The organism is Streptomyces sp. SM11, assembly GCF_002910905.1.
GTDB lineage: Bacteria > Actinomycetota > Actinomycetes > Streptomycetales > Streptomycetaceae > Streptomyces.
Window position 1 is genome coordinate 108,682 of the sequence record NZ_NEUE01000228.1, and the last position, 25,170, is coordinate 133,851.

Consider the following 25,170-nt stretch of genomic DNA (forward strand, 5'->3'; position numbering starts at 1 on the left):
GGAGGGAGGGACAAGGGAGAGGCAGAGGAGGGAAAATACCTGGTGGGGGCAGCGGGCGAGGATCATACTCGGACAGGTGTTCCTGACAATCGGTACGACCGGCACCCCTGAATGTCCCGCCACGGACCTGGGCTTTCTGCTGCACAAGCATCCCGACAAGGCGCAGACGTTCTCCACCTCGCACGGCTCCGCACACGTCTTTTACCCCGAGGCGTCCGCCGAGCGCTGCACGGCCGCACTCCTGCTGGAGGTGGATCCGGTGGCGCTGATGCGGCGCGGCAAGGGCAAGGGCCGGGGAGGCGCGCCCGACGCGGCGCTCGCGCAGTACGTCAACGACCGCCCCTATGCGGCGTCCTCGCTGTTGTCGGTCGCCCTCGCCGCCGTGTTCAAGTCCGCGCTCGGCGGGGTCTGCCGGGCCATGCCCGAGCGGGCCGGGAGCCCGCTGCCACTGCGGGTCGAGGTGCCCGCCCTGCCCGCCAGGGGCGGCGCCGAGCTGGTGCACAAGCTGTTCGCGCCGCTCGGCTGGACGCGGGTCGAGGTCACGGCCGTACCGCTGGACGAGGAGTTCCCGGCGTGGGGCGACTCGCGCTACGTACGTCTGGTGCTGGAGGGCGAGTTGCGGCTCGCCGACGCGCTGCGGCAGCTCTACGTCCTGTTGCCGGTGCTCGATGACGCCAAGCACTACTGGGTGGCGCCCGACGAGGTGGACAAGCTGCTGCGGGCCGGGGAGGGCTGGCTGGCCGACCACCCCGAGCGGCCGCTGATCACCCGGCGCTATCTGTCCCACCGCTGGGGACTCACCCGCCAGGCCGACCAGGCCCTGGAGCTGGTGCGGCTCGCCGAGTCGGACGACCTCGACGTGGAGAGCGTCGACAACGCCGTGGACGAGAGCACCGACACCGAGGAGAAGCCGGTCCCGCTCGCCGAGCATCGGCGCACCGCGATCCTCGACGCACTGCGCGCCGCCGGGGCGAGCCGGGTGCTCGACCTCGGCTGCGGCCAGGGCCAGTTGGTGCAGGCGCTCCTCAAGGAAGTGCGTTTCACCGAGATCGTGGGCGTCGACGTCTCGATGCGCGCCCTCACCATCGCCTCGCGGCGGCTGAAGCTGGACCGGATGGGGGAGCGCCAGGCCGACCGGGTCACCCTGCGGCAGGGCTCGCTGACCTACACGGACAAGCAGCTGGCGGGGTATGACGCCGCCGTGCTCAGCGAGGTCGTCGAGCACCTGGACCTGCCCCGGCTGCCGGCCCTGGAGTACGCGGTGTTCGGCGCGGCGCGACCGGGGACGGTGCTCGTGACCACGCCGAACGTCGAGCACAACGTGCGCTGGGAGACCCTCCCGGCCGGACACGTCCGGCACCGGGACCACCGCTTCGAGTGGACCCGGGCCGAGTTCCGGGACTGGGCCGGGCAGGTAGCCGAACGGCACGGATTCACCGTCCGGTATGTGCCGGTCGGGCCGGACGACCCCGAGGTGGGGCCGCCGACCCAGATGGCCGTGTTCACCCGGACCACGGAAACCACCGGGAACACCGGGAACACCGAGAAGACGAAGGAGGCGGAAGCCGCATGAACAACGACCACAGCCACACCGGCGCGGAATCCGGCACCGCAGCCGCAGCCGCAGCCGCAGCCGGCACCGCCGTGCGCACCCTGCCGGTGACCGACCTCTCCCTCGTCGTCCTCATCGGCGCCAGCGGATCGGGCAAGTCCACCTTCGCGCGCAAGCACTTCAAGCCGACCGAGGTGCTCTCCTCGGACTTCTGCCGGGGGCTGGTCGCCGACGACGAGAACGACCAGAGCGCCAGCCGCGACGCCTTCGACGTGCTGCACCACATCGCCGACAAGCGCCTGGAGGCCGGGCGGCTCACCGTGATCGACGCCACCAGCGTCCAGTCCGAGAGCCGCAAGCTGCTCGTCCAGCTGGCCCGGAAGTACGACGTCCTGCCCATCGCCATCGTCCTCGACCTCCCCGAGGAGGTCTGCGCCGCCCGCAACGCGACCCGCCCGGACCGTGCTTCCATGCCGCGCCATGTCATCCAGCGGCACCGCCGCGAGCTGCGGCGATCGCTGCGCGGTCTGGAGCGCGAGGGCTTCCGCAAGGTGCACGTCCTGCGCACCGAGGAGGAGGCCGAGAGCGCCGAAGTGGTCCTGGAGCGCCGCTACAACGACCTGCGTCACCTCACCGGCCCGTTCGACATCATCGGGGACATCCACGGTTGCCGATCCGAGCTGGACACCCTGCTCGGCAAGCTGGGCTATGTGGACGGCGCCCACCCCGAAGGGCGCACCGCCGTGTTCGTCGGCGACCTCGTCGACCGGGGGCCCGACAGTCCCGGCGTGCTGCGCCGCGTCATGTCCATGGTGTCGGCGGGCAACGCCCTGTGCGTTCCCGGCAACCACGAGAACAAGCTCGGCCGCTATCTCGCGGGCCGCAAGGTCCAGCTCACCCACGGGCTCGCCGAGACCGTCGAGCAGCTGGAGCGCGAGGACGCCGAGCACCCCGAGTTCCGGGGGCAGGTGCGGGAGTTCATCGACGGGCTGGTCAGCCACTACGTCTTGGACGACGGCAAGCTGGTGGTCAGTCACGCAGGGCTGCCCGAGAAGTACCACGGACGCACCTCCGGCCGGGTCCGTTCGCACGCGCTGTACGGGGACACGACGGGGGAGACCGACGAGTTCGGCCTGCCCGTGCGCTACCCGTGGGCCGAGGAGTACCGGGGCCGTGCCACCGTGGTCTACGGCCACACCCCGGTGCCCAGCACCTCCTGGATCAACAACACCATCTGCCTGGACACCGGGGCCGTCTTCGGCGGGAAGATGACCGCGCTGCGCTGGCCGGAGCGCGAACTCGTCGACGTGCCCGCCGAGAAGGTCTGGTACGAGCCCGTCAAGCCGCTGGTCACCGAGGCGCCCGGGGGCCGGGAGGGCCGGCCGCTGGACCTCGCCGACGTCCAGGGCCGCCGGGTCGTGGAGACCCGGCACCTGGGCCGTGTCGCCGTGCGTGAGGAGAACGCCGCCGCCGCGCTCGAAGTCATGAGCCGGTTCGCCGTCGACCCGCAGCTCCTCGCCTACCTCCCGCCCACCATGGCCCCCACCGCGACCTCCCGCGCGGACGGCTTCCTGGAGCACCCGGCCGAGGCCTTCGCGCAGTACCGCAGCGACGGCGTCGAGCGGGTCGTGTGCGAGGAGAAGCACATGGGCTCCCGGGCCGTCGCCCTGGTCTGCAGGGACGCCGGGGCCGCGACCGCGCGCTTCGGCGCGGCGGGCCCCACCGGCGCGCTGTACACCCGCACCGGACGCCCGTTCCTGGACGACACGGCCATGACGGAAGCGGTCCTGGACCGGCTCCGGGCCGCTGTCACCGCCGCCGGGCTCTGGCAGGAGTGGGACACCGACTGGGTGCTCCTGGACGCCGAACTGATGCCGTGGTCGCTCAAGGCCGGCGGGCTGCTGCGCTCGCAGTACGCCGCCGTCGGCGCCGCGTCCGGCGCGGTCTTCCCGCCGGCCGTCGCCGCCCTGGAGCAGGCGGTCGCCCGGGGCGTCGAGGTGGCGGACCTCGCCGGGCTCCAGCGTGCCCGCGCGAGGGACGCGGCCGCGTTCACCGAGGCGTACCGGCGCTACTGCTGGTCCACCGAGGGGCTGGACGGGGTGCGTCTCGCCCCGTTCCAGATCCTCGCCGTCCAGGGCCGTTCCCTGGCCGCCGTCCCGCACGACGAGCAGCTCGCCTGGCTGGACCGGCTCGTGGAGCACGACCCGACCGGGCTGCTCCAGGTCACCCGCCGGCTCGTCGTCGACACCGGGGACGAGGACTCCGTGCGCGCGGGCGTGGACTGGTGGCTGGAGATGACCGGGCGCGGCGGCGAGGGCATGGTCGTCAAGCCGCTCGGCGCCCTCGTCCGGGACGCCGAGGACCGGCTCGTCCAGCCCGGCATCAAGGTGCGCGGCCGGGAGTATCTCCGCATCATCTACGGCCCCGAGTACACCCGCCCGGAGAATCTGGAGCGGCTGCGCTCCCGGTTCCTCGGACACAAGCGCTCGCTGGCGCTCCGGGAGTACGCGCTCGGCCTGGAAGCCCTGGACCGGCTGGCGGAGGGCGAGCCGCTGTGGCGGGTCCACGAGGCGGTGTTCGCCGTCCTGGCCCTGGAGTCGGAGCCGGTGGACCCCCGGCTCTGACCGGCGGATCACCCATCGCGGATACCTCTGCGGAACCGATGGGCGGTTCGCCGGGTGAACGGCGCTCCGCGCGGTGAGGATGAAGGCATGGGATTCCATGTCGACTCCGAAGCCGGGCGGCTGCGCCGCGTCATACTGCACCGCCCCGATCTGGAGCTGAAGCGGCTCACCCCCAGGAACAAGGACGCGCTCCTGTTCGACGACGTCCTGTGGGTGCGCCGCGCCCGGGAGGAGCACGACGGATTCGCCGACGTCCTGCGCGACCGGGGGGTCGCCGTGCACCTCTTCGGCGATCTCCTGCGCGAGTCCCTCGACATTCCTGTCGCCCGGCGGCTCGTGCTGGACCGGGTCTTCAACGAGAAGGAGTACGGCCCGCTCGCCACCGAGCATCTGCGGGCGGTCTTCGAGGAGTTGTCCTCGGAGGAGCTGGCGGAGGCCCTGGTCGGCGGTATGACCAAGCGCGAGTTCCTGGAGCGGCACAGCGAACCGACCTCCGTCCGCTTCCATGTGATGGACCTGGACGACTTCCTGCTCGGCCCGCTGCCCAACCACCTCTTCACCCGGGACACCTCGGCCTGGATCTACGACGGGGTCTCCATCAACGCGATGCGCTGGCCCGCCCGGCAGCGCGAGACCGTCCACTTCGAGGCCATCTACCGGCACCATCCCCTCTTCACCGGCCCGGAGGCGGGCGCCTTCCACCACTGGTCGGAGGGGCAGGACGACTACCCGTCCACCATCGAGGGCGGCGACGTCCTGGTCCTCGGGCAGGGGGCGGTCCTCATCGGGATGAGCGAGCGCACCACGCCGCAGGCGGTGGAGATGCTGGCCCGGGGCCTCTTCGACGCCGGTTCGGCGCGCACGATCGTGGCGCTCGACATGCCCAAGGGGCGCGCGTTCATGCACCTGGACACGGTGATGACGATGGTCGACGGCGACACGTTCACCCAGTACGCCGGTCTCGGCATGCTCCGTTCGTACACCATCGAGCCCGGCAGCGGCCCTCGCGATCTGAAGGTCACCGACCATCCGCCCGAGCACATGCACCGCGCCATCGCCGCCGCCCTCGGCCTCGACTCCATCCGGGTGCTCACCGCCACCCAGGACGTGCACGCGGCCGAGCGCGAGCAGTGGGACGACGGCTGCAACGTGCTCGCGGTCGAGCCCGGAGTCGTCGTCGCGTACGAGCGCAACGCCACGACCAACACCTATCTGCGCAGGCAGGGCATCGAGGTCATCGACATCCGGGGCAGCGAGCTGGGCCGGGGACGCGGCGGACCGCGCTGTATGAGCTGCCCGGTGGAGCGGGACCCCGTGGCATGAGAGAACGGCCCCGTGGCGTGAGAGGCCGACGACCGCGAGCCCAAGGGTCTGTATAGAGATGCGGCGGATCGTATAGGGTTCCAGTTCTGCCGCGTGCAGTGCGCCGATCCCCGTCCGACCCAGGAGCAGTCATCATGGCCATAGACCTCACCGGCCGCCACTTCCTCAAGGAGCTGGACTTCACCTCCGAGGAGTTTCTCGGCCTGGTCTCCCTGGCCGCCGAGCTCAAGGCGGCCAAGAAGACCGGGGGCGAGGTCCAGCGGCTGCGCGGGAAGAACATCGCGCTGATCTTCGAGAAGACCTCGACCCGTACGCGCTGCGCCTTCGAGGTCGCCGCCGCCGACCAGGGCGCCTCCACCACCTATCTCGACCCCTCGGGCTCCCAGATGGGCCACAAGGAGTCCGTGAAGGACACCGCCCGGGTGCTCGGCCGGATGTTCGACGGGATCGAGTACCGGGGCGACAGCCAGCAGGCCGTCGAGGAGCTGGCCGCGTACGGCGGGGTGCCGGTCTTCAACGGGCTCACCGACGACTGGCACCCCACCCAGATGCTCGCCGACGTGCTCACCATGACCGAGCACGGCGATGGGCCCGTCACGGAGAGCACCTTCGCCTACCTCGGTGACGCCCGCTTCAACATGGGCAACTCCTACCTGATCACCGGCGCCCTGCTCGGCCTGGACGTCAGGATCGTCGCCCCCGAGGCCTACTGGCCGGACGAGGCCGTCGTGGCGCGGGCCCGGGAGCTCGCCGAGATCAGCGGCGCGACGATCACCCTCACCGGCGACGTCGCCCAGGGCGTCCGGGGTGCCGACTTCGTCGCCACCGACGTCTGGGTCTCGATGGGGGAGCCCAAGGAGGTGTGGGCCGAGCGCATCGCCGCCCTCGGGCCGTACGCCGTGACGATGGACGTCCTGCGGGCCACCGGCAACCCGGACGTGAGGTTCCTGCACTGTCTGCCCGCCTTCCACGACCTCGGCACCCAGGTCGGCCGGGACATCCACGCCAGGTACGGGCTGACCGAGCTGGAGGTCAGCGACGAGGTCTTCGAATCCGTGCACTCGGTCGTCTTCGACCAGGCGGAGAACCGGATGCACACGATCAAGGCGGTGCTGGTGGCGACGTTGGCCGGGAAGTAGCCCCCGGTACGCCTGAAGTAGCCCCTCGGTACGCATACGGGGCAGAGGTTCGCATGCTCATACACCCGATTGGGTGAACATGCGCGGTGGTGGCTACGATGTCGCCTCTTGGTGGGGTTCGGGCTAGGGGTGTCTGACAATTCCCGTCGTCGCCCGCAGGGCGGCCGCGCGGCGTCAGGTGCGTGCTCTCGGGGTGCCGGCCCCAGGCCCTCGTACTGGACGTACTTGGCTCTGGAGTCGGTGCGGCGAGAGTGCGTGCATGGCGTCGTGAGGCAGACGGGAATTGTCAGACACCCCCTAGCAACGCCCGGACCCCTTCCCATGTCGCCCGGGGCCCCCACGGCCGCCCTGCGCACAGGGAAACGTCCCCCCACTGCGCCACCAGAGATGAGAACGTCCCGCATGAGCCCCGGTCTGCCGCGTTCCGGCACCCCGAAGCGCCCCGGCCCCTCGAAGCCGGGCCTGCGCCGCAAGAGCCCCGATCAGCTCATCGCCGAGTCCGGCGGGGACCTGGAGGGTCACGGCCTCAAGCGCACGATGGGCCTCTTCCAGCTCGTCTGCTTCGGGGTCGGCGCGATCGTCGGCACCGGCATCTTCGTCGGACTGTCCGACAGCGTCGCCGAGGCCGGCCCCGCCGTCGTGATCTCGTTCGTCCTCGCGGCGATCACCTGCATCTTCACCGCCCTGTCCTTCGCGGAGCTGGGCAGCGCCATTCCGGTCTCCGGAAGCTCGTACTCCTTCGCGTACGCGGCGCTCGGCGAGCGCACCGCCTTCCTCGTCGGCTGGTGCCTGCTGCTGGAATACGGCGTATCGGTCTCCGCCGTCGCGGTGGGCTGGAGCCAGTACGTCAACGAGCTGCTGAACAGCGTGATCGGCTGGGAACTCCCCGAGGCCCTGTCCTCCGGGCCCGGTGACGGCGGGGTGATCAACCTGCCCGCGGTCGTGGTGATCGCCATGGCGGCCACCCTGCTGGTGCGGGGTGTCCGGGAGAGCGCCACCGCCACCGCCGCCATGGCCGTCCTCAAGATCGGCATCCTGGTCGCGTTCTGCGCCGTGGCGTTCAGCGCGTTCCAGGACGACAACCTCATGCCGTTCGCGACCCACGGGCTCGGCGGGATCACCGCGGGCGCCTCGCTGGCGTTCTTCTCGTACATCGGCTTCGACGCCATCACCACCGCGGGCGAAGAGGTCAAGAACCCCCGGCGGAACATCCCGATCGCCATCCTTATCTGCATCGGCGTCGTCACGCTGCTCTACTGCGCGGTGGCCCTCTCAGCCATCGGCGCGATCGGCTCGGACGCCGTCGCGAACAAGAGCGCGGCCCTCTCGATCGCCGTCAACCAGGTCACCGACTCCACGGTCGGCGGCGGCATCATCGCCTTCGGCGCGGTCGTCGCCATCGCCTCGGTGGTGCTCGCCGTGATGTACGGGCAGACCCGCATCCTGATGTCGATGTCCCGTGACGGACTCATCCCGCGCGTCTTCGAGCGGGTCTCGCCCAAGACCCACACCCCGGTCGCCAACACCTGGATCGTCGCCGGCGTCTTCGCGGTCCCGGCGGCCTTCGTCCCGCTCGACGTCGTCGTGAACCTGACGACCATCGGCACCCTCGCCACGATGGTCGCCGTCAACATCGCGGTGGTGGTGCTCCGCCGCCGCAACCCCGAGCTGAAGCGGACCTTCCGGGTGCCGCTCTACCCGGTCAGCCCGCTCCTGGGCGTCGTGTTCTGCCTGTATCTGATGTACGGGACCGGCTGGACGACCTGGGTCCAGTTCGCGGTCTTCCTGACGGTCGGCTCGCTGCTGTACGCCGGCTACGGCCGCAAGCGTTCCCGGCTGGTCAGCTCCCCGGGGACGGACCCGGCTGCGCCGGTATCGCCGGAAGCGTGAACCAGACGGCCTTGCCGTGCTCCGTGGTGCGGTGACCGCACGCGGCGCTGAGGGTCCGGATCAGCAGCAGGCCGCGGCCGTGCTCCTGCCAGGGATCGACCTCACAGCCCGGCTGCGGCCGGGACAGGTCGCCCGGCGGGGCGGGGTCGCGGTCGTGCACCTCGACCTGGCAGCCGGTGGGCAGCAGCTCCACGACCAGCTCGATGGGCTCACCGCCCAGCGTGTGTTCGACCGCGTTGGCCACCAGCTCGGCGGTCAGCAGCTCGGCGGTGTCGCTGTCGGCCGGGGCGTCGATGTCCGACAGCGCCGTACGGATGAGAGCGCGGGCGATCGGCACGGCCGCGGTGGAGTGCGGCAGGGCGATGCGCCAGGAAGCGGGGACGGGGACGTCGGGCGGCACGGCAGGGTTTCCGTTCGGGAGCGGGTCTTCCTCGAAGCGGGAGGTCTCGACATGCGGCGTTCACGTCGTACTCGTGTCGGGACTTCCTGGTTTCAACCTTACGAACCGCTCCGGTCCAGCCATAGAGGCGGTCGGCCGGAGCAAAGGGGACTTTCGCCACAACAGCCTCATGGAAGCTGTATTGCGACCTCGTGACGGCGGTCACGTAAGGGTGATAACTTCGGAGGCGGAATGCGACCCGCGCACGGCCGGCACCAGCCCGATCGCTGAAGGGGACCCCTCCATGAGCCCGTTTCCCAGCTCGGCCCCGAGCACCGAGGAATGGCGTCATCTGCGGCTGACCCGCCACGACGGTGTGGCCACCGTCACATTCGCCCGTCCCGAGAAACTCAACGCACTCACCTTCGGCGGCTACGCGGATCTGCGCGACCTCCTCGCCGAGCTCTCCCGGGAACGCTCCGTCCGTGCTCTCGTCCTCGCCGGTGAGGGGCGCGGCTTCTGCTCCGGCGGCGACGTCGACGAGATCATCGGCGCCACCCTGGCGATGGACACCGCACAGCTCCTCGACTTCAACCGGATGACCGGGCAGGTCGTCCGGGCCCTGCGGGAGTGCCCCTTCCCCGTCGTCGCAGCCGTCCACGGCGTCGCCGCCGGAGCCGGAGCCGTGCTGGCCCTGGCCGCGGACTTCCGGGTCGCCGACCCGTCGGCCCGCTTCGCCTTCCTCTTCACCCGGGTCGGCCTCTCCGGCGGCGACATGGGTGCGGCCTACCTGCTGCCCCGGGTCGTCGGCCTCGGCCACGCCACCCGCCTCCTGATGCTCGGGGACGCCGTCCGCGCGCCCGAGGCGGAGCGGATCGGCCTGATCAGCGAGCTGGCCGAGGAGGGGAAGGCCGACGAGCGGGCCGCCGAGCTGGCCCGCCGCCTCGCCGACGGCCCCGCCCTCGCCCTCGCCCAGACCAAGGCCCTGCTCACCGCCGAACTGGACATGCCGCTGGCCGCCTCCGTCGAGCTGGACGCCAACACCCAGGCACTCCTGATGCACGGCGAGGACTACGCCGAGTTCCACGCCGCCTTCACCGAGAAGCGGCCGCCGAAATGGCAGGGGAGGTAGCCGTGCAGGGCCCCGAAACCACCCGGCGCCCGGACGCCGCCGTGCCGGACCGCGTGCGGCGGATCGCGGTCATCGGCGGCGGCCCCGGCGGGCTCTATTCCGCGGCCCTCCTCAAGCGGCTCGATCCGGACCGTGAGGTCACCGTCTTCGAGCGCAACGCCCCCGACGACACCTTCGGCTTCGGCGTCGTCCTCTCCGACGAGACCCTCGGCGGCATCGAGCACGCCGACCCCGAGGTCTACCGGGCGCTGAGCCGCGAATTCGTCCGCTGGGACACCATCGACATCGTCCACCGGGGCCGGACCCACACCTCCGGCGGCCACGGCTTCGCCGCACTCGGCCGCCGACGGCTCCTGGAGATCCTGCACGAGCGCTGCACCGGCCTCGGCGTCGACCTCCGCTTCCGCACCGCGGCCCCGCCCGCCGGCCGGCTCGCCGCCCACCACGACCTGGTCATCGCCGCCGACGGGGTGCACAGCGCCACCCGCGCCGCCCACCCCGAGGCCTTCGGCCCGTCCCTCACCGGACACCGCAACCGCTACATCTGGCTCGCCGCCGACTTCGCGCTCGCAGCCTTCCGCTTCGAGATCGCCGAAACCCCGTACGGTGTCATGCAGCTGCACGGCTACCCGTACGCGGCGGACGCCTCCACCGTCATCGTCGAGATGCGCGAGGAGGTGTGGCGTGCCGCCGGGCTCGACACCTGTGACGCGGCCGAATCCACCGCCCGCTGCGCCAAGTTCTTCACCGAGGCCCTGGACGGCCGCCCCCTGCGCGGCAGCAGGTCCTCCTGGCTCGCCTTCCGTACGGTCACCAACTCCCGCTGGTCCCACGGGAACACGGTGCTCATCGGCGACGCGGCCCACACCGCCCACTTCTCCATCGGCTCCGGCACCAAGCTCGCCGTCGAGGACGCCCTCGCGCTGGCCGCCTGTGTCGGGGAGCAGCCGGACCTGCCCGCCGCCCTGGCCGCGTACGAGGCCGAGCGCCGCCCGGTCGTCGCCTCCACCCAGCGCGCCGCGGCCGCCAGCCTGCGCTGGTTCGAGGAGCTGGCCACCTATGTGGACCAGCCGCCCCGGCGCTTCGCGTTCAACCTGCTCACCCGCAGCCGCCGGGTCACCCACGACAACCTCCGGCTGCGCGACGCCTCGTTCACCGCCGCCGTCGAGGAGGAGTTCGGCTGCCCGCCGGGCACCCCGCCGATGTTCACCCCGCTGCGCCTGCGAGGCCTCGAACTGCGCAACCGCGTCGTCGTCTCGCCCATGGACATGTACTCCGCCGTCGACGGGCTCCCCGCCGACTTCCACCTCGTCCACCTCGGGGCCCGTGCGCTCGGCGGCGCCGGACTCACCATGACCGAGATGGTCTGCGTCAGCCCCGAGGGCCGCATCACCCCCGGCTGCACAGGCCTGTGGAACGCCGAACAGGCCACCGCCTGGCGGCGGATCACCGACTTCGTCCACACCTCCGCGCCCGGCGCCGCCATCGGCGTCCAGCTAGGCCACTCCGGCCGCAAGGGCTCCACGAAGCTCATGTGGGAGGGCATCGACCAGCCCCTCGATCGCGGCAACTGGCCGCTGACGGCAGCTTCCCCGCTCCCGTACGAGCCCGGCGTCAGCCAGGTCCCCGAGGAGCTGGGCCGGGCCGGGATGGACGCCGTGCGCGAGCAGTTCACGTCCGCCGCCCGGCGCGCCGCCGACAGCGGCTTCGACCTCCTCGAACTCCACTGCGCCCACGGATACTTGCTCTCAGGCTTCCTCTCCCCGCTCACCAACCACCGCACCGACGGCTATGGCGGGTCGCTGGAGGGGCGGCTCCGCTTCCCTCTCGAAGTCTTCGACGCCGTACGTGAAGTCTGGCCGCGGGAACGGCCGATGACCGTGCGGATCTCCGCCACCGACTGGACCGAGGGCGGCACGGAAGCGGCGGACGCCGTGGAGATCGCCCGCGCCTTCGCCGCCCACGGGGCCGACGCCATCGACGTCTCCACCGGCCAGGTCGTGCCCGGGGAGCGCCCCGAGTACGGCCGCTCCTACCAGACTCCGTACGCCGATCGCATCCGCAACACCGTGGACGTCCCCGTGATCGCGGTCGGCGCGATCTCCTCCTGGGACGACGTCAACTCCCTGCTCCTGGCGGGCCGCGCCGACCTCTGCGCCCTGGCCCGCCCCCATCTGTACGACCCGCACTGGACCTTGCACGCGGCGGCCGAACAGGGCTACACGGGACCGGGCGCGCCCTGGCCGCTCCCGTACCGCGCGGGCAGCCGCCCCCCGCCGACGGGCCGCACGGACGCCCCGAAACCCCGGCTCACCCTGGGGTGAGGCAGTCGTGGCAGCGGCACGGGACAGGGTGCGGCACGCCACCCCAGTGCTCCTCGCGGTACCGCACGGCCAGGCCCCCGAGCAGGGCGGCCAGTTCCTCGGCGTACTCCCGCGTGGCCCATGACCCGTCGATGCCCACCGCGGCCGTGCGGCGCAGCACCGCCGGGCTGTGGACCGCCGTCGGCCGGAACGTGTGCAGATTGCGGGTCGCCATGTCGATGGTGATGTACGCACGGGTGTGACGGCCCCGCCCGACGGTGGTCAACTGCTCGTGCCCCATGCCCGGGTGGGTGCCCACGACGTGCGCCTTGGCCCCGCCCCGGTGCGACATGGCCCCCGGCCGCAGCTCCTGCCCGTCGTCCCCGTACCGCCGCCACCGCACCACGTTCGCGGCGACGAGCCAGAGCGGCTGGGGCGCCGCGGGGCCCTCCTCCGATGTCCCTCGTCCCTCGGCCGTCACGTCTCCCTCCGCCGTCACGCGGCCCTCCTCAGCAGCAGCCGGTCCGCCACCGGCTCGCCACCGATGCGCCGGTAGACGCCGTTGCTCGTCGGGTTGGCGATGTCCGCGAACAACACGACCTCCGCCGCTCCCGCCGCCACGGCGGCCCGGGAGGCCTCGGCGGTCACGGCGGCCGCGTACCCCCGGCCGCGATGCTCCGGCGGCGTGCAGACCAACGTCACCCGCACCGTGCCCGCGAGCATCCGGGAGCGCCCCGCCAGGGCCACCGGCGCCCTGCCGCTCTCCCCGAGGGTGAGCGCCCCACGTGCCGTGCCCTCGTCCACCAGCCGGGGTGCGGACGACCTGGACCGCCCGGTCGCGTCGGTGGACCCGTGCATCCACTCCACGAGCACCGCCCGGTCCGCATGTGCCGCCGCCCTGGCCCGGCCCTCCGGCGTGGGCGACGGCGGCCGCAGGGCGCCCAGCCGGTAGAGCCGTTTCTCCCGCTCGGTCCGGTAGCCCGGCAGTCGGGCGGCCGGCAGCGCCGGGGTGTCCCGGTCCGCGTTGACGGCCTCCAGGTCCGGACCCGCTCCCAGGGCTTCCGCCGGCGGTCCCACCGCCTCCGCGGGCACGGCGTTCAGCAGTGCCGGACGGGGCGGAGTGCGCACCGGGGTTCCCGCCACCCCGCCGTCCGCCCCGCGCCACCAGCCGAGCACCGGATCGCCCTCACCGCAGTGATGTGCGCCGGCCCGTCCCAGCCGCTCGGTGACCGTGAGCGCCACCGTGTGCTCGACGGGCCGCGCGGTGAGTGACGCGCCGGCCGCGGCGGGGAACGTGCCGGTGTCGTGCGTGAAGGTCCAGGTCATGCCTCATCCTGCCCGCGCGCCGTCCCCGGGGCACCCGGATTTCCCGTCCGTGCGGGGGTCACCCCCGCACGAACCGCTCCCCGGCGTCCCGCAGCCGCTCGTGCAGCCAGCCGAACACCTCCGCCGACCGGCCGCCCGGCCAGTCCCCGGGCAGGAGCTCCGGCGGCAGACCCGGGTCCGCGTAAGGGAGTTGCCGCCACGAGTCCAGCGCCAGCAGATAGTCCCGGTAGGCGGTCTGCGGGCGGGGTTCGCCGTCGGACTCCCCGGACGCCTCCCAGTCGCGCAGCACCGGCTCGTGCAGTTCCAGGAAGTCGTGGTGCAGGCGTGCCACCGCCGCCAGGTCCCACCAGCGGGCCACCGCCTCGCGGGTGGCGGCGAAGCCGAGGTGCTCGCCGCGGAACAGGTCGACGTACGGGGCGAGTTCGAGCCGCTCCAGGGTGTGCCGGGTCTCCTCGTACAGCCCGGCCGGGGCGATCCACACCCCGGGCGCGGCCGTGCCGAAGCCGAGGCGGGCCAGCCGGGAGCGCAGCAGGTGGCGCTTGCTGCGCTCCGCCTCGGGCACCGAGAACACCGCGAGCACCCAGCCGTCGGCGAGCCGCGGTGCGGGGTGCCGGTAGATCCGCCGGTCCCCGTCGTCCAGCAGCTGCCGGGCGTCCGGCGACAGCGCGTAGCCCGCCGAGCCGTCCGCCGCGCGGGCGGCCACCAGCAGCCCGCGCCGCTTCAGCCGCGAGACGCAGGAACGTGCCGACGGGGCGTCGACGCCCACGGCGTGCAGCAGGCGGATCAGCTCCGACACCGCGAACGGGGCGCCGTCCGGTGGACGGCCGTAGGCGCCGTAGAGCGTGATGATCAGGGAACGGGGGGTGCGCAACTCGGCCACGTGATCACTCTAGAGGCCCGGCCGGGCGAGCGTCGGGCCGGTCCCGCAGCAGGAACCGCTGGAGTTTGCCGGTCGCCGTGCGGGGGAGCGAGGAGCGGAAGACGAAGACGCGCGGGCACTTGTGCGGGGCCAGACTGGCCTTCATGTGGGCGCGCAGCGAGTCCGCCGTCTGCTCCGAGCCCTCCCGCAGTACCACGTGCGCCACCACGACCTCGCCGCGCAGTTCGTCCGCCCGGCCCACCACGGCGGCCTCCGCGACCTCCGGGTGGCGCAGCAGGGCGTCCTCCACCTCGGGGCCCGCGATGTTGTAGCCGGAGGAGATGATCATGTCGTCGGCGCGGGCCACGTAGCGGAAGTAGCCGTCCGGTTCGCGGACGAAGGTGTCGCCGGTCATGTTCCAGCCGTGCCGGACGTACTCCGTCTGCCGCGGGTCGGAGAGATAGCGGCAGCCGACCGGGCCGCGCACGGCGAGCAGTCCCGCCTCGCCGTCGGGCAGCTCGTCCCCGTGCTCGTCCACCACCCGGGCCTGCCAGCCCGGCACGGGCACCCCCGTCGTGCCCGGCCGGATCGCGTCGCCGGCGGCCGAGATGAAGATGTGCAGCAGTTCGGTGGCTCCGATGCCGTTGATGATGCGCAGCCCCGTCGCCTCGTACCAGGCACGCCAGGTCGCCGCCGGCAGGTTCTCCCCGGCCGAGACGCAGCGCCGCAGCGCCGAGAGGTCGTGGCCGTCCAGTTGTCCGAGCATCGTGCGGTACGCCGTCGGCGCGGTGAAGAGGACCGAGACCCGGTGGCGGGCCAGCGCGGGCAGCAGCTGCTGCGGGCCCGCCTGCTCCAGCAGCAGCGTCGAGGCCCCGGCCCGCAGCGGGAAGACCAGCAGCCCGCCCAGGCCGAACGTGAAGCCCAGTGGCGGGCTGCCCGCGAACACGTCGTCGGCCGAGGGGCGCAGGACGTGCCGGGAGAAGGTGTCGGCGATGGCGAGGAGGTCCCGGTGGAGGTGCATGCAGCCCTTGGGGCGCCCGGTGGTCCCCGAGGTGAACGCGATGAGCGCGACCTCGTCGGCGGCGGTGTCCACCGCCCGGTACGGGCCGGACCTGCGCTCGGCCAGCCGGGTGAGGTCCCCGGGCCCGGCGCCGCCGAACAGGGTGACCCGCAGGCCGTCCACGTCCGCCTTCGCCAGGTCCGCCACCGACCGGGCGTCGCACAGGGCGTGGCTGATGCGCGCCAGTGAGCAGATCGTGGACAGTTCGTTCGCGCGCGCCTGCGCCAGTACGGTGACGGCGACCGCGCCCGCCTTCATGACGGCGAGCCAGCAGGCGGCCAGCCAGGGTGTGGTCGGGCCGCGCAGCAGCACCCGGTTGCCCGGCACGACGCCCAGGTCGTCCGTCAGCACGTGGGCGATACGGTCCACCGTCTCCCGCAGCTCGCCGTAGCTCCAGACGCTTCCGTCGCCGGAGCGCAGCGCCGGGCGGTCGGCGCCCCGCTCCCCCACGGTGCGGTCCAGCAGTTCGTGCCCGCAGTTCAGCCGGTCGGGGTAGCGCGGCGCGGGGTCCTCCAGGAGGAGCTCCGGCCACTGTTCCGGTGGCGGGAGACGGTCGCGCGTGAAGGTGTCGGCGTGGGCGCCCGCGGCGCGGCCGGACGGCTCGGAATGGGCGCCGGGGACGCGTACGGACGCGTCGTCGGCGGCTGTGGGCGTGTTCGGCGAGGAATTCGGCTCCATGAAGGATCGCCCCCTTGTCGCCTCTGGAGCGTATCGTTTGGGTGACGGTAGTCAACGGTCCGCGATAAGGCATGACGTGCGACGCAACGCGACGAGATGCCACGCGACGCGACAGGACACGCGACCACACGCGACAAGAGAGGCGCCGCCATGACGGCATTCTCCCTCGAACCGGAACAAACCGCCTGGTGCGAAGAGCTGCGCACCCTCGCCGTACAGAAGCTGCGCCCACTGGCGGAGAGGGGCGAGCCCGGGCGCGTCAACCGCCCGCTGCTGGCCGCCCTGGGCGAGCTGGGTCTGCTGGAGCGGATGTTCGGCTCCGGTGCGCTGGACCTGTGCCTGCTGCGCGAGTCCCTGGCCCGGGGCTGCACCGAGGCCGAGACCGCGCTCGCCCTCCAGGGTCTCGGCACCACCCCGATCGTCCAGGCGGGCACCCCCGCCCACCGCGAGCGCTGGCTCCCCGAGGTCCGGGCCGGGCGGGCGGTCGCGGCGTTCGCGCTGAGCGAGCCGGGTGCGGGCTCCGACGCCGCGGCCCTGAGCCTGGCCGCCGAGCACACCCCGGCCGGCTGGGCGCTCACCGGCGAGAAGTGCTGGATCTCCAACGCCCCCGAGGCCGACTTCGCCGTGGTCTTCGCCCGCACGACCCCCGGCGCGGGATCCCGCGGCATCACCGCCTTCCTGGTCCCGTCCGACCGGCCCGGACTCACCGGCTCCGCCCTCGACATGCTCTCCCCGCACCCCATCGGCACCCTGGAGTTCGACGGCGTACCGGTCACCGCCGACGATGTGCTCGGCGAGCCCGACCGGGGCTTCCGGGTCGCGATGAACACCCTCAACCTCCTGCGGCCCAGCGTCGGGGCCTTCGCCGTCGGGATGGCCCGCGCCGCACTCGACGCGACCCTGGAGCACACCGCCCGGCGCACCGCGTTCGGCGGCCCGCTGAGCGACCTCCAGGCCGTCTCGCACCAGGTCGCCGAGATGGCCACCCGCACCGAGGCCGCCCGCCTCCTGGTGTACGCGGCGGCCGCCGCGTACGACGCGGGGGAGAGCGGCGTGCCGCGTCGCGCGGCGATGGCCAAGCTGTACGCCACCGAGACCGCGCAGTACGTCGTCGACACCGCCGTCCAGCTGCACGGCGCCCGGGCCCTGCGCCGGGGCCATCTGCTCGAACACCTCTACCGCGAGGTCCGCGCGCCGCGGATCTACGAGGGCGCGAGCGAGGTGCAGCGCACCATCATCGCCAAGGAGCTGTACGCGAACGCCGCCGAGCGGACGGCGTCCGCCGCCCGGCAGCCCACCGCCCAAGAGCCCGTGGCGCCCGTGGGCCTCACCGAGGAGCCGCCCGTATGAGTCCGTCCCACCGGATCAACCCGGCCGAACTCTCCCCGCCCACCGGCTTCAGCCACGCGGTCGTCGCCACCGGCGGGCAGCTGGTCTTCCTCGCCGGGCAGACCGCGCTCGACCCGGACGGCAAGGTCGTCGGGGCCACCCTGCCCGACCAGTTCGCCGTCGCACTGGGCAATCTGCTCACCGCTCTCCAGGCGGCCGGCGGCGCCCCCGCAGACCTCGCCCGGGTCACCGTCTACGCCACCGACCTCGCCGACTACCGGACCCACGCCGCCGAGCTGGGCCGGATCTGGCGCAGGCTCGCCGGGCGCGACTACCCGGCGATGGCCGTGATCGGGGTGGCCCGGCTCTGGGACGAGCAGGCGATGGTCGAGATCGACGGGGTCGCGGTCCTGCCGTGAGCCGGTTCCCCCGGCGGTTTCCCCCGGCGGTTCCCGCCGCCCCGCCGCCCAGCCCGAGTAGCGGCGGCGGGCCGGCGGGGCGAGGCTGAAGGGGTCCGGATGCCGAGCCGCCCAGGAGAGTCAGCGGTGCCCAGCCAGCCGCCCCCGCGCCCAGCCGCCCGGTCCTACGACGGCGAGGGCATCGTCGTCGGCTTCGACGCGCACCGCTGCCTGCACGCCGCCGAGTGCGTGCGCGGGCTCCCCGCCGTCTTCGACGCCGGCCGCCGCCCGTGGGTCCAGCCCGACAACGCCCCCGCCGACGAGGTCGCCGACGTCATCCGGCGCTGCCCGAGCGGCGCCCTCCAGTACCACCGCACCGGCGGCATGCCCGACGAGGTCCCGACGTCCCCACCCGTGTGTCGCTGCACGCGGACGGGGTGCTCCACGTGCGCGGGGACCTGGAGGTCGCCACGCCCCACGGCCCCCGGCGGGAGACCCGGGTGATGCTCTGCGGCTGCGGCGCCACCGGCAACACCCCGTACTGCGACCACAGCGGGCCCTGCGCCGGACCCGGCTGAGGCGGGCACAGCGGCCCGGAGGTGCGCGGCGCGCCGGTCGGGTGAATCGGCGTGGGGGATATATCTGTATTTAGTGCCCTCTATCCCGGATGCCCCGCCGCCCGAACCGGACACCCCGCTGTGATCGCGCTCATCGTCGCCCACTTCGCGCTGGCGGCCTGCGCGGGCCCGCTGGTGCACCGGATCGGCCGACGGGCCTTCGTCGTGCTCGCGCTGCCCCCGGCGGCCGCGACCGTCTGGGCCCTCACCCGCTGGAACACCGCCGCCTCCGGAGGCGCGGACACCTGGTCCTGGCTGTGGATCCCGGACTACGGCGTCACCCTCGGCCTGCGCCTGGACGCGCTGGCCGAGCTGATGGTGCTGCTCGCCGCCGGGGTCGGCGCGCTCGTCCTGCTCTACTGCGCCTCCTACTTCACCGACGACACCCCGCGACTGGGCCGCTTCGCCGGGAACCTGCTCGCCTTCGCGGGCGCGATGCTCGCCCTGGTCCTCGCCGACGACCTGATCACGCTCTATGTGTTCTGGGAACTGACCACGGTCTTCTCCTATCTGCTGATCGGCCACGGCAGCGAACACCGGCACAGCCGCCGCTCCGCCCTCCAGGCTCTCGTCGTCACCACGTTCGGCGGCCTCGCCATGCTCGTCGGCTTCCTGATCATCGGTCAGGCCGCCGGCACGTACCGGATCTCCGCGATCGTCGCTGATCCGCCGGAGACGACGCTCGCCGTGTCCATCGCCGTCGCCCTGGTGCTGTGCGGGGCCCTGTCGAAGTCCGCGATCTGGCCGTTCTCCATGTGGCTGCCGAACGCCATGGCCGCGCCGACCCCCGTCAGCGCCTATCTGCACGCCGCCGCGATGGTCAAGGCCGGGGTGTACCTGGTCGCCCGGCTCGCCCCCGCCTTCGCCGACGTCCCCGTCTGGAAACCCGTCATCCTCGTCCTCGGCGGCGCGACCATGCTGCTCGGCGGCTGGCGGGCGCTGCGCCTGAACGACCTCAAGCTCGTTCTCGCCTACGGGACCGTCAGCCAGCTCGGCTTCCTCACCCTGATCGCCGGGATCGGCACCAGCAACGCCTCGCTCGCCGCCGGCGCCATGATTCTTGGGCATGCCCTCTTCAAGGCCCCGCTGTTCCTCGTCACCGGCATCGTCGACCACGCCGCCGGCACCCGTGACCTGCGCAAGCTGTCCGGGGTCGGCCGCTCCCTGCCGTACGTCACCGGCGTCGCGGTGCTCGCCGCCGCCTCCATGGCCGCCCTGCCGCCGCTGCTCGGCTTCGCCGCGAAGGAGGCCGCGTTCGAGGCGCTGCTGCACGGCTCCGCGGCCGACCGGTGGGCGCTGGGCGTCGTCGTCGCGGGCTCCGCGCTGACCACCGCGTACACCCTGCGGTTCGTCTGGGGCGCGTTCGCCCGCAAGCCCGGCGTCCCCGACACCCCCGTCCACCGCGTCGGATGGGCCTTCCTCGCCCCGCCCGCCCTGCTCGCCGTCCTCGGCCTGGTCCTCGGCCCCGGCGTCGGCTGGACCGACCGGCTGCTGGGCGCGTACGCCGACACGGTCCCGGCCGACCCGGACCCGTACCACCTCTCCCTCTGGCACGGATTCGGCCTCGCGCTGCTCCTTTCGGCCCTCGCCTGGGGGGCGGGCGCCGTGCTCTTCCTCGGCCGCGCCCGGGTCACCCGGCTCTCCCGCCGGATCGCCTGGCCCACCGCCGACAGCGTCTTCGGCCATCTGCTGCTCGGGCAGGAACGCCTCGCCCTCCAGGTCACCGGCTTCATCCAGCGCGGCTCCCTCTCCGTGTACCTGGCCACCACCCTGCTCGTCGTGCTCGGCGGACAGCTCGCCGTCCTCATGGTCGACACCCCCTGGGACGGGGCCGTGCGCCCCCGGCTCTGGGACAACCCACTCCAGGGCGCGGTCGCCGCCCTGACCTGTGCCGCCGCCCTGCTGTGCCTGACGGTACGACGGCGCATGAAGGCCGTCGTCCTGGCCGGCCTGACCGGATACGGCACCGCGCTGCTCTTCGTCGTCCAGGGAGCACCCGACCTGGCGCTCACCCAGTTCTGCGTCGAGACCGTCGCGATGATCGTCTTCGTGCTGGTGCTGCGCCGGATGCCCGTCCACTTCCAGGAGACCGTGAGCACCTGGCGGCGCGCCGTCCGCGTCCCGGTGGCCCTCGCGGCGGCCGCCACCGTCGGCGTCGGGATGTGGGTCGTCGCCGCCGCGCGTACCGCCGAACCGGCGGGCACCGCCATGGTCCAGGAAGTCGCCGACCACGGGTACAAGGACGTCGTCGCCACCATCCTCGTCGACCTGCGCGCCTGGGACACGATGGGGGAGTCCGCCGTGCTCGCGGCCGCCGCGGTCGGCGTCACCAGCCTCATCTACCTGCACCGCCGCAGCGAGGGCTCCATGGCCCAGGAGGAGCTGCGGGGCCGCACCGCCTGGTCCCTCTCGGCGCACCACTCCTCCCGGCTGCCGCTGGGCGACGACGCGGCCCCCGAACGCAGCTGGCTGGCCGCCGGAGCCACCCTCGCCCCCGAGCACCGCTCGATCGTCTTCGAAGTGGTGGCCCGGCTGCTGTTCCACCCGATCCTGGTGCTCTCCGTCTATCTGCTGTTCTGCGCCGAGAGCCTGCCCGGCGGCGGGTTCGTCGCCGGACTCGTCGCCGGGGTCGCCCTGATCACCCGCTATCTCGCGGGCGGCCGCTTCGAACTCGCCGAGGCCGCCCCCCTGCAACCCGGCCTCTTCACCGGCCTCGGCCTCTTCATCTCCACCGGGGTGGCGCTCCTCGGACTCGCGGAAGGCACCGTCCTGCACGCCTTCACGTACTACGGACATCTGCCGGTCTTCGGCGACTACCACCTGAGCACCTCGGTCCTCTTCGACTTCGGCGTCTACCTGCTGGTCCTCGGGGTCGTCCTGGACATCGTGCGGGCCCTCGGCGCCAAGGTCGACCGGCAGATCGAACGGGCGGCGGGCGTCCTCACCCCCGAAGGCGGGCCCGAGGCGGGAGTGCCCCTGCGATGACCGTCAGCGCCTCTCTCATCGCCACCGCCGTCGTGCTCTGCGCCGTCGGCGGCATCCTCATGCTCACCCGCCCGCTGACCCGCATCCTGCTCGGCGCCGTCGTCGTGAGCAACGGCATCAACCTGCTGGTGCTCGCCTCGACCGGCCGGGCCGGGGCCGCACCCCTGCTGTACGGGGTGTCCCTGAGCCGGGTCACCGACCCGCTGCCGCAGGCCATCGCGCTGACCGCCATCGTCATCACCCTGGCCACCACCGCGTTCCTGCTCGCCATGGCCTACCGCAGCCACCAGATCACCGGCACCGACGAGGTCCACGACGACCTGGAGGACCGGCGCATCGTGCTGCGCGCCGAAGTCCTCGGCGAACGCGCCCAGTTGCGCGAGCAGTTCCGGTCGGGAGCCGAACCCACCGCCGAGGAGCGCGAACGCTACCGGGAGGAGCGCCGCCGGCTCCGCGACCGGCTCCGCGCCGACCGCGCCCGCCAGGCCCGCGGCCGCGACGCCTCCGGCGACCTCTGGAACGACGTGCTGGGCACGGACCCCGAGGACTACGCACGCGACGGCGACGCCATGGCGGACGACCGCTACCCCCGCGACCGAGGAGCCGACGGATGAACGCGCTCGTCCCGCTGCCGGTGCTGCTGCCCCTGTGCGCCACCGGCCTGAGCCTGGCCTTCGGTACCCGCCTGGGGCGCTTCCAGCGCTTCATCAGCGTGGCCGTGCTCACCGCCGTCACCGCGCTCTCGGCGATCCTCATGGTCGCCGCCGACCGGCAGGGCCCGCTCTCCGTCCACCTCGGCGACTTCGCCCCGCCGCTCGGCATCACCCTGGTCGCCGACCGGCTGTCCGGGCTGATGCTGACGGTCTCCTCGGCCGTCACGCTCTGCGTGCTCGTCTACTCCCTCGGCCAGGGCATGACCGACCGGGACAAGGAGACCCCGCTCGCCGTCTTCCACCCCGCCTATCTGATCCTCGTCGCCGGCGTCTCCTGCACCTTCCTCGCGGGCGACCTCGTCAACCTCTACGTCGGCTTCGAGATCATGCTGGTCGCCAGCTTCGTCCTGCTCACCCTCGGCGGCACCGGACCCCGGATGCGGGCGGGCTCCACGTACGTGATCATCTCGCTGTTCTCCTCGATGCTCTTCCTCACCGCCATCGCCATGGCGTACGCGGCCACCGGCACCGCGAACTTCGGCCAGCTCGCCGTACGGCTGACCGAACTCCCCATCGGCGTGCAGACACTGATCCATGCCATGCTGCTGACCGTCTTCGCGATCAAGGCAGCCGTCTTCCCGCTCGCCGCCTGGCTCCCCGACTCCTACCCCACCGCCCCGGCCCCCGTGACCGCCGTCTTCGCCGGACTGCTCACCAAGGTCGGTGTCTACTGCATGCTGCGCGCCGAGACCCTGCTCTTCCCCGGCAACCGCCTCGGAGACCTCCTGATGGCCGTCGCGCTGGCGTCGATGGTCATCGGCATCCTCGGCGCGGTCGCCCAGACCGACCTGAAGCGGCTGCTCTCCTTCACCCTGATCAGCCACATCGGCTACATGGTCTTCGGGATCGGCCTCGCCACCCGCGAGGCGTACGGCGGGGCCATCGTGTACGTCGCCCACCACATCACCGTCCAGACGACGCTGTTCCTCGTCGCCGGGCTCATCGAACGCCGGGGCGGCACCACGGAGCTGACCCGGCTCGGCGGTCTGGCCAGAGCCGCGCCGATGCTCGCACTGCTGTTCTTCGTCCCCGCGATGAACCTCGCCGGGATCCCTCCGCTGTCCGGCTTCATCGGCAAGCTCGGGCTGATGCGGGCGGGCGTCGCCGACGGCGGCGGCTGGGCCTGGGTCCTGGTCGCCGGCTCGGCGGCCACCAGCCTGCTGACGCTGTACGTGGTCGCCAAGGTCTGGAACCTGGCCTTCTGGCGCGCCGCCCCGCCCGGCCAGGCCGCCGCCGGCACGGTCCTGGAGTCCGGAGACGACAGCGACTACGACGCGGACGCGGGCCCCGACCGGATCCACGGCACGGGTGACGAAGGCATCGCACCGGCGCACCACCCGGCGGGCCGGGCCGTCGGCGCGACCCTGCACGGACGCGCCGTCATCACCACCAGCCGGCTGCCCCGCCCGATGGTCGCGGCCACCGCGGCGACCATCGCGATCGGTCTCGCCTTCACGGTGTTCGCCGACCCGCTCACCGCCTACACCGACCGCACGGCCGCCGAACTCCTCCAGCGGGCCCCCTACATCCAGGAGGTCCTCGGCCGGTGAAACGCATCCTGCGGTTCTCGTTCCGCAACGCCGATCTGCCGCCGCTGAGCTGCGAGTTCGGCACCCGCCGCCGACGGGTGCTGGACCTGCCACTGATCGCCTGGCTCACCGTCATCTGGGTCCTGCTCTGGTCGACCCTCACCTGGGCCAACGTCCTGACCGGCCTGGTCGTCTCCGTCGTCGTCTGCCTCGCCTTCCCGCTGCCCCGGGTCGACCTCGGACTGCGGCTCCACCTCTGGGGCATCCTGTGCCTGGCCTGCTATCTCTTCCACGACATGTACACCTCGGGGGTGAAGGTCACCCGGCAGATCTTCTTCGGTCTGCCCCACCGGGCCGCCGTCATCGGCGTCCCCCTGCGCTGCCGCAGCGATCTGATGCTCGCCGCCACGGCCGTCGCCGTCTCCAACGTCCCCGGCGGCTCCATCATCGAGGTGCGCCGGGCCACCGCCACCGTCTTCCTGCACGTCCTGGACGCCGACCGGCCCGAGGAGCTCGAAGCCGCCCGGCGCAAGGTGTGGCGGATGGAGGAGCTGACCGTACGGGCCTTCGGCACCCCCGACGAGATCGCCCGGGTCGCCGAACCCCCGCCACCGCCCCAGCTCGCCGCCGGGAGGCCCGCACCATGACCGCACCCGAACACGTCGACCGGATCCTGCTGACCACCGCCGTCGTGCTGATCCTCGTCGCCGGGGGGCTGCTGCTGGCCCGCATCTGGCGCGGCCCCTCCATGCTGGACCGGGCGATCTCGCTGGACGTCTGCGCCGCCCTGATCATCGCCGGTCTGGGTGCCAAGTCCGCGTTCACCCGGGACCCGTTCTACTTCTCGATCATGCTGGTGCTGGCGTTCCTCGGGTTCACCGGATCGGTGGGCATCGCCCGCTTCATCGCCGTGCGCGACCGGCCCCGCACCTCCCGTTCCCCGAACCCCGACGCCACCCAGGAGGGCCCGCGGTGAATCTCTGGCACCAGATCGCCGACACGGCCGGCGCCGTGCTGCTTCTCGTCGGCGCCGCGATCTGCCTGCTCGGGGTGATCGGCATGATCCGGCTCCCCGACGTCCTCTCCCGCAGCCACGCGGCGACCAAGCCGCAGACCCTCGGCCTGATCCTGGTGCTGGCCGGGGTCGCGCTGCGGCTGCGTGGCGGCATGGAACTCGCCACCCTCGCCCTCATCGCCTTCTTCCAGATGCTCACCGGCCCGGTGGCCTCGCACCTGGTGGCCCGGTCCGCGTACCGCACCGGCCAGGTCGAACACGGCGATCTGCTCTTCGACGAGCTCGACGAGCAGCTCACCGACGGCAAGTGACCGCGCGG

Annotated in this window: 20 protein-coding genes and 1 pseudogene; 16 read left to right on the forward strand and 5 right to left on the reverse strand. The window is 72.7% G+C overall.

Annotated elements, in window-relative coordinates; all coding sequences use genetic code 11:
• Nucleotides 1–76 precede the first annotated feature (76 nt).
• The 5 genes from B9S58_RS23605 to B9S58_RS23630 all read left to right on the forward strand — a co-directional run bounded on the left by B9S58_RS23605 (nt 77) and on the right by B9S58_RS23630 (nt 8,528).
• Entirely contained in the window at nt 77–1,573 is a 1,497-nt protein-coding gene (locus B9S58_RS23605) for a 3' terminal RNA ribose 2'-O-methyltransferase Hen1 (RefSeq protein ID WP_103534071.1), read from the forward strand.
• Nucleotides 1,570–4,176 carry a polynucleotide kinase-phosphatase gene (locus tag B9S58_RS23610; protein ID WP_103534072.1) on the forward strand — a complete coding sequence of 869 codons (2,607 nt, stop codon included), beginning with the start codon at nt 1,570–1,572 and terminating at the stop codon, nt 4,174–4,176. The genes B9S58_RS23605 and B9S58_RS23610 overlap by 4 nt, the downstream gene beginning before the upstream one ends.
• Before the next feature lie 87 nt (nt 4,177–4,263).
• Nucleotides 4,264–5,499: an arginine deiminase gene (locus B9S58_RS23615; protein ID WP_103534073.1), complete on the forward strand. Its 1,236-nt coding sequence runs from the start codon at nt 4,264–4,266 to the stop codon at nt 5,497–5,499.
• A gap of 134 nt (nt 5,500–5,633) precedes the next feature.
• A complete protein-coding gene (gene argF, locus B9S58_RS23620; RefSeq protein WP_103534074.1) occupies nt 5,634–6,638 on the forward strand; it encodes an ornithine carbamoyltransferase in 1,005 nt (334 codons plus the stop codon).
• A gap of 402 nt (nt 6,639–7,040) precedes the next feature.
• Nucleotides 7,041–8,528 (forward strand): amino acid permease, encoded by a 1,488-nt coding sequence (locus B9S58_RS23630; protein WP_103534075.1) that lies wholly within the window; start codon nt 7,041–7,043, stop codon nt 8,526–8,528.
• Here B9S58_RS23630 and B9S58_RS23635 read toward each other — a convergent pair.
• Entirely contained in the window at nt 8,479–8,928 is a 450-nt protein-coding gene (locus B9S58_RS23635) for an ATP-binding protein (protein WP_103534076.1), read from the reverse strand. The two genes, B9S58_RS23630 and B9S58_RS23635, sit on opposite strands and share 50 nt — an antisense overlap.
• Before the next feature lie 283 nt (nt 8,929–9,211).
• Between B9S58_RS23635 and B9S58_RS23640 the strand changes: the two genes are divergently transcribed.
• Together B9S58_RS23640 and B9S58_RS23645 are read left to right on the forward strand one after the other, a co-directional pair.
• Nucleotides 9,212–10,039, forward strand: a complete 828-nt coding sequence (locus tag B9S58_RS23640; RefSeq protein WP_103534077.1) for an enoyl-CoA hydratase family protein — start codon at nt 9,212–9,214, stop codon at nt 10,037–10,039.
• On the forward strand, nt 10,024–12,363 hold the full coding sequence (locus B9S58_RS23645) for a bifunctional salicylyl-CoA 5-hydroxylase/oxidoreductase (RefSeq protein WP_181009430.1): 2,340 nt from the start codon (nt 10,024–10,026) through the stop codon (nt 12,361–12,363). Before B9S58_RS23640 ends, B9S58_RS23645 begins: the two co-directional genes overlap by 16 nt.
• On the opposite strand, the gene B9S58_RS23650 is transcribed toward B9S58_RS23645, so the two are convergent.
• The 4 genes from B9S58_RS23650 to B9S58_RS23665 are packed head-to-tail and all read right to left on the reverse strand — an operon-like array spanning nt 12,350 to nt 16,265.
• Entirely contained in the window at nt 12,350–12,823 is a 474-nt protein-coding gene (locus B9S58_RS23650; RefSeq protein ID WP_103534105.1) for a hypothetical protein, read from the reverse strand. The genes B9S58_RS23645 and B9S58_RS23650 overlap by 14 nt on opposite strands.
• Before the next feature lie 14 nt (nt 12,824–12,837).
• Nucleotides 12,838–13,668: a GNAT family N-acetyltransferase gene (locus tag B9S58_RS23655; protein ID WP_103534078.1), complete on the reverse strand. Its 831-nt coding sequence runs from the start codon at nt 13,666–13,668 to the stop codon at nt 12,838–12,840.
• A 58-nt stretch (nt 13,669–13,726) separates the two neighbouring features.
• Entirely contained in the window at nt 13,727–14,548 is an 822-nt protein-coding gene (locus B9S58_RS23660) for a PaaX family transcriptional regulator C-terminal domain-containing protein (protein ID WP_103534079.1), read from the reverse strand.
• Between the two features lie 4 nt (nt 14,549–14,552).
• Nucleotides 14,553–16,265, reverse strand: coding sequence for an AMP-binding protein (locus B9S58_RS23665; RefSeq protein ID WP_103534080.1), 1,713 nt, complete (start codon nt 16,263–16,265; stop codon nt 14,553–14,555).
• A gap of 150 nt (nt 16,266–16,415) precedes the next feature.
• Here B9S58_RS23665 and B9S58_RS23670 point away from each other — a divergent pair, with 150 nt between their 5' ends.
• The 9 genes and pseudogenes from B9S58_RS23670 to mnhG all read left to right on the forward strand — a co-directional run bounded on the left by B9S58_RS23670 (nt 16,416) and on the right by mnhG (nt 25,162).
• A complete protein-coding gene (locus B9S58_RS23670) occupies nt 16,416–17,615 on the forward strand; it encodes an acyl-CoA dehydrogenase family protein (RefSeq protein WP_103534081.1) in 1,200 nt (399 codons plus the stop codon).
• Entirely contained in the window at nt 17,612–18,013 is a 402-nt protein-coding gene (locus tag B9S58_RS23675) for a RidA family protein (RefSeq protein ID WP_103534082.1), read from the forward strand. Before B9S58_RS23670 ends, B9S58_RS23675 begins: the two co-directional genes overlap by 4 nt.
• Before the next feature lie 99 nt (nt 18,014–18,112).
• A pseudogene (locus tag B9S58_RS23680) lies at nt 18,113–18,570 on the forward strand ((4Fe-4S)-binding protein).
• A gap of 120 nt (nt 18,571–18,690) precedes the next feature.
• Nucleotides 18,691–21,594, forward strand: coding sequence for a Na+/H+ antiporter subunit A (locus B9S58_RS23685; RefSeq protein WP_103534083.1), 2,904 nt, complete (start codon nt 18,691–18,693; stop codon nt 21,592–21,594).
• Nucleotides 21,591–22,208, forward strand: coding sequence for a Na(+)/H(+) antiporter subunit C (locus tag B9S58_RS23690; protein WP_103534084.1), 618 nt, complete (start codon nt 21,591–21,593; stop codon nt 22,206–22,208). Before B9S58_RS23685 ends, B9S58_RS23690 begins: the two co-directional genes overlap by 4 nt.
• A complete protein-coding gene (locus B9S58_RS23695) occupies nt 22,205–23,857 on the forward strand; it encodes a Na+/H+ antiporter subunit D (RefSeq protein ID WP_103534085.1) in 1,653 nt (550 codons plus the stop codon). The genes B9S58_RS23690 and B9S58_RS23695 overlap by 4 nt, the downstream gene beginning before the upstream one ends.
• Nucleotides 23,854–24,483, forward strand: coding sequence for a Na+/H+ antiporter subunit E (locus tag B9S58_RS23700; protein WP_103534086.1), 630 nt, complete (start codon nt 23,854–23,856; stop codon nt 24,481–24,483). The genes B9S58_RS23695 and B9S58_RS23700 overlap by 4 nt, the downstream gene beginning before the upstream one ends.
• Nucleotides 24,480–24,812, forward strand: a complete 333-nt coding sequence (locus tag B9S58_RS23705; protein ID WP_103534087.1) for a monovalent cation/H+ antiporter complex subunit F — start codon at nt 24,480–24,482, stop codon at nt 24,810–24,812. The genes B9S58_RS23700 and B9S58_RS23705 overlap by 4 nt, the downstream gene beginning before the upstream one ends.
• A complete protein-coding gene (gene mnhG, locus B9S58_RS23710; RefSeq protein ID WP_103534088.1) occupies nt 24,809–25,162 on the forward strand; it encodes a monovalent cation/H(+) antiporter subunit G in 354 nt (117 codons plus the stop codon). Before B9S58_RS23705 ends, mnhG begins: the two co-directional genes overlap by 4 nt.
• Nucleotides 25,163–25,170: the final 8 nt, after the last annotated feature.

What these genes read in the sequence shown, in the direction of transcription:
- B9S58_RS23610 (WP_103534072.1), top strand. Translation starts at nt 1,570, where the DNA reads ATGAACAACGACCACAGCCACACCGGCGCGGAATCCGGCACCGCAGCC.
- B9S58_RS23615 (WP_103534073.1), top strand. Translation starts at nt 4,264, where the DNA reads ATGGGATTCCATGTCGACTCCGAAGCCGGGCGGCTGCGCCGCGTCATA.
- argF (WP_103534074.1), top strand. Translation starts at nt 5,634, where the DNA reads ATGGCCATAGACCTCACCGGCCGCCACTTCCTCAAGGAGCTGGACTTC.
- B9S58_RS23630 (WP_103534075.1), top strand. Translation starts at nt 7,041, where the DNA reads ATGAGCCCCGGTCTGCCGCGTTCCGGCACCCCGAAGCGCCCCGGCCCC.
- B9S58_RS23640 (WP_103534077.1), top strand. Translation starts at nt 9,212, where the DNA reads ATGAGCCCGTTTCCCAGCTCGGCCCCGAGCACCGAGGAATGGCGTCAT.
- B9S58_RS23645 (WP_181009430.1), top strand. Translation starts at nt 10,024, where the DNA reads ATGGCAGGGGAGGTAGCCGTGCAGGGCCCCGAAACCACCCGGCGCCCG.
- B9S58_RS23655 (WP_103534078.1), bottom strand. Translation starts at nt 13,668, where the DNA reads ATGACCTGGACCTTCACGCACGACACCGGCACGTTCCCCGCCGCGGCC.
- B9S58_RS23665 (WP_103534080.1), bottom strand. Translation starts at nt 16,265, where the DNA reads ATGGAGCCGAATTCCTCGCCGAACACGCCCACAGCCGCCGACGACGCG.
- B9S58_RS23670 (WP_103534081.1), top strand. Translation starts at nt 16,416, where the DNA reads ATGACGGCATTCTCCCTCGAACCGGAACAAACCGCCTGGTGCGAAGAG.
- B9S58_RS23675 (WP_103534082.1), top strand. Translation starts at nt 17,612, where the DNA reads ATGAGTCCGTCCCACCGGATCAACCCGGCCGAACTCTCCCCGCCCACC.
- B9S58_RS23690 (WP_103534084.1), top strand. Translation starts at nt 21,591, where the DNA reads ATGACCGTCAGCGCCTCTCTCATCGCCACCGCCGTCGTGCTCTGCGCC.
- B9S58_RS23695 (WP_103534085.1), top strand. Translation starts at nt 22,205, where the DNA reads ATGAACGCGCTCGTCCCGCTGCCGGTGCTGCTGCCCCTGTGCGCCACC.
- B9S58_RS23705 (WP_103534087.1), top strand. Translation starts at nt 24,480, where the DNA reads ATGACCGCACCCGAACACGTCGACCGGATCCTGCTGACCACCGCCGTC.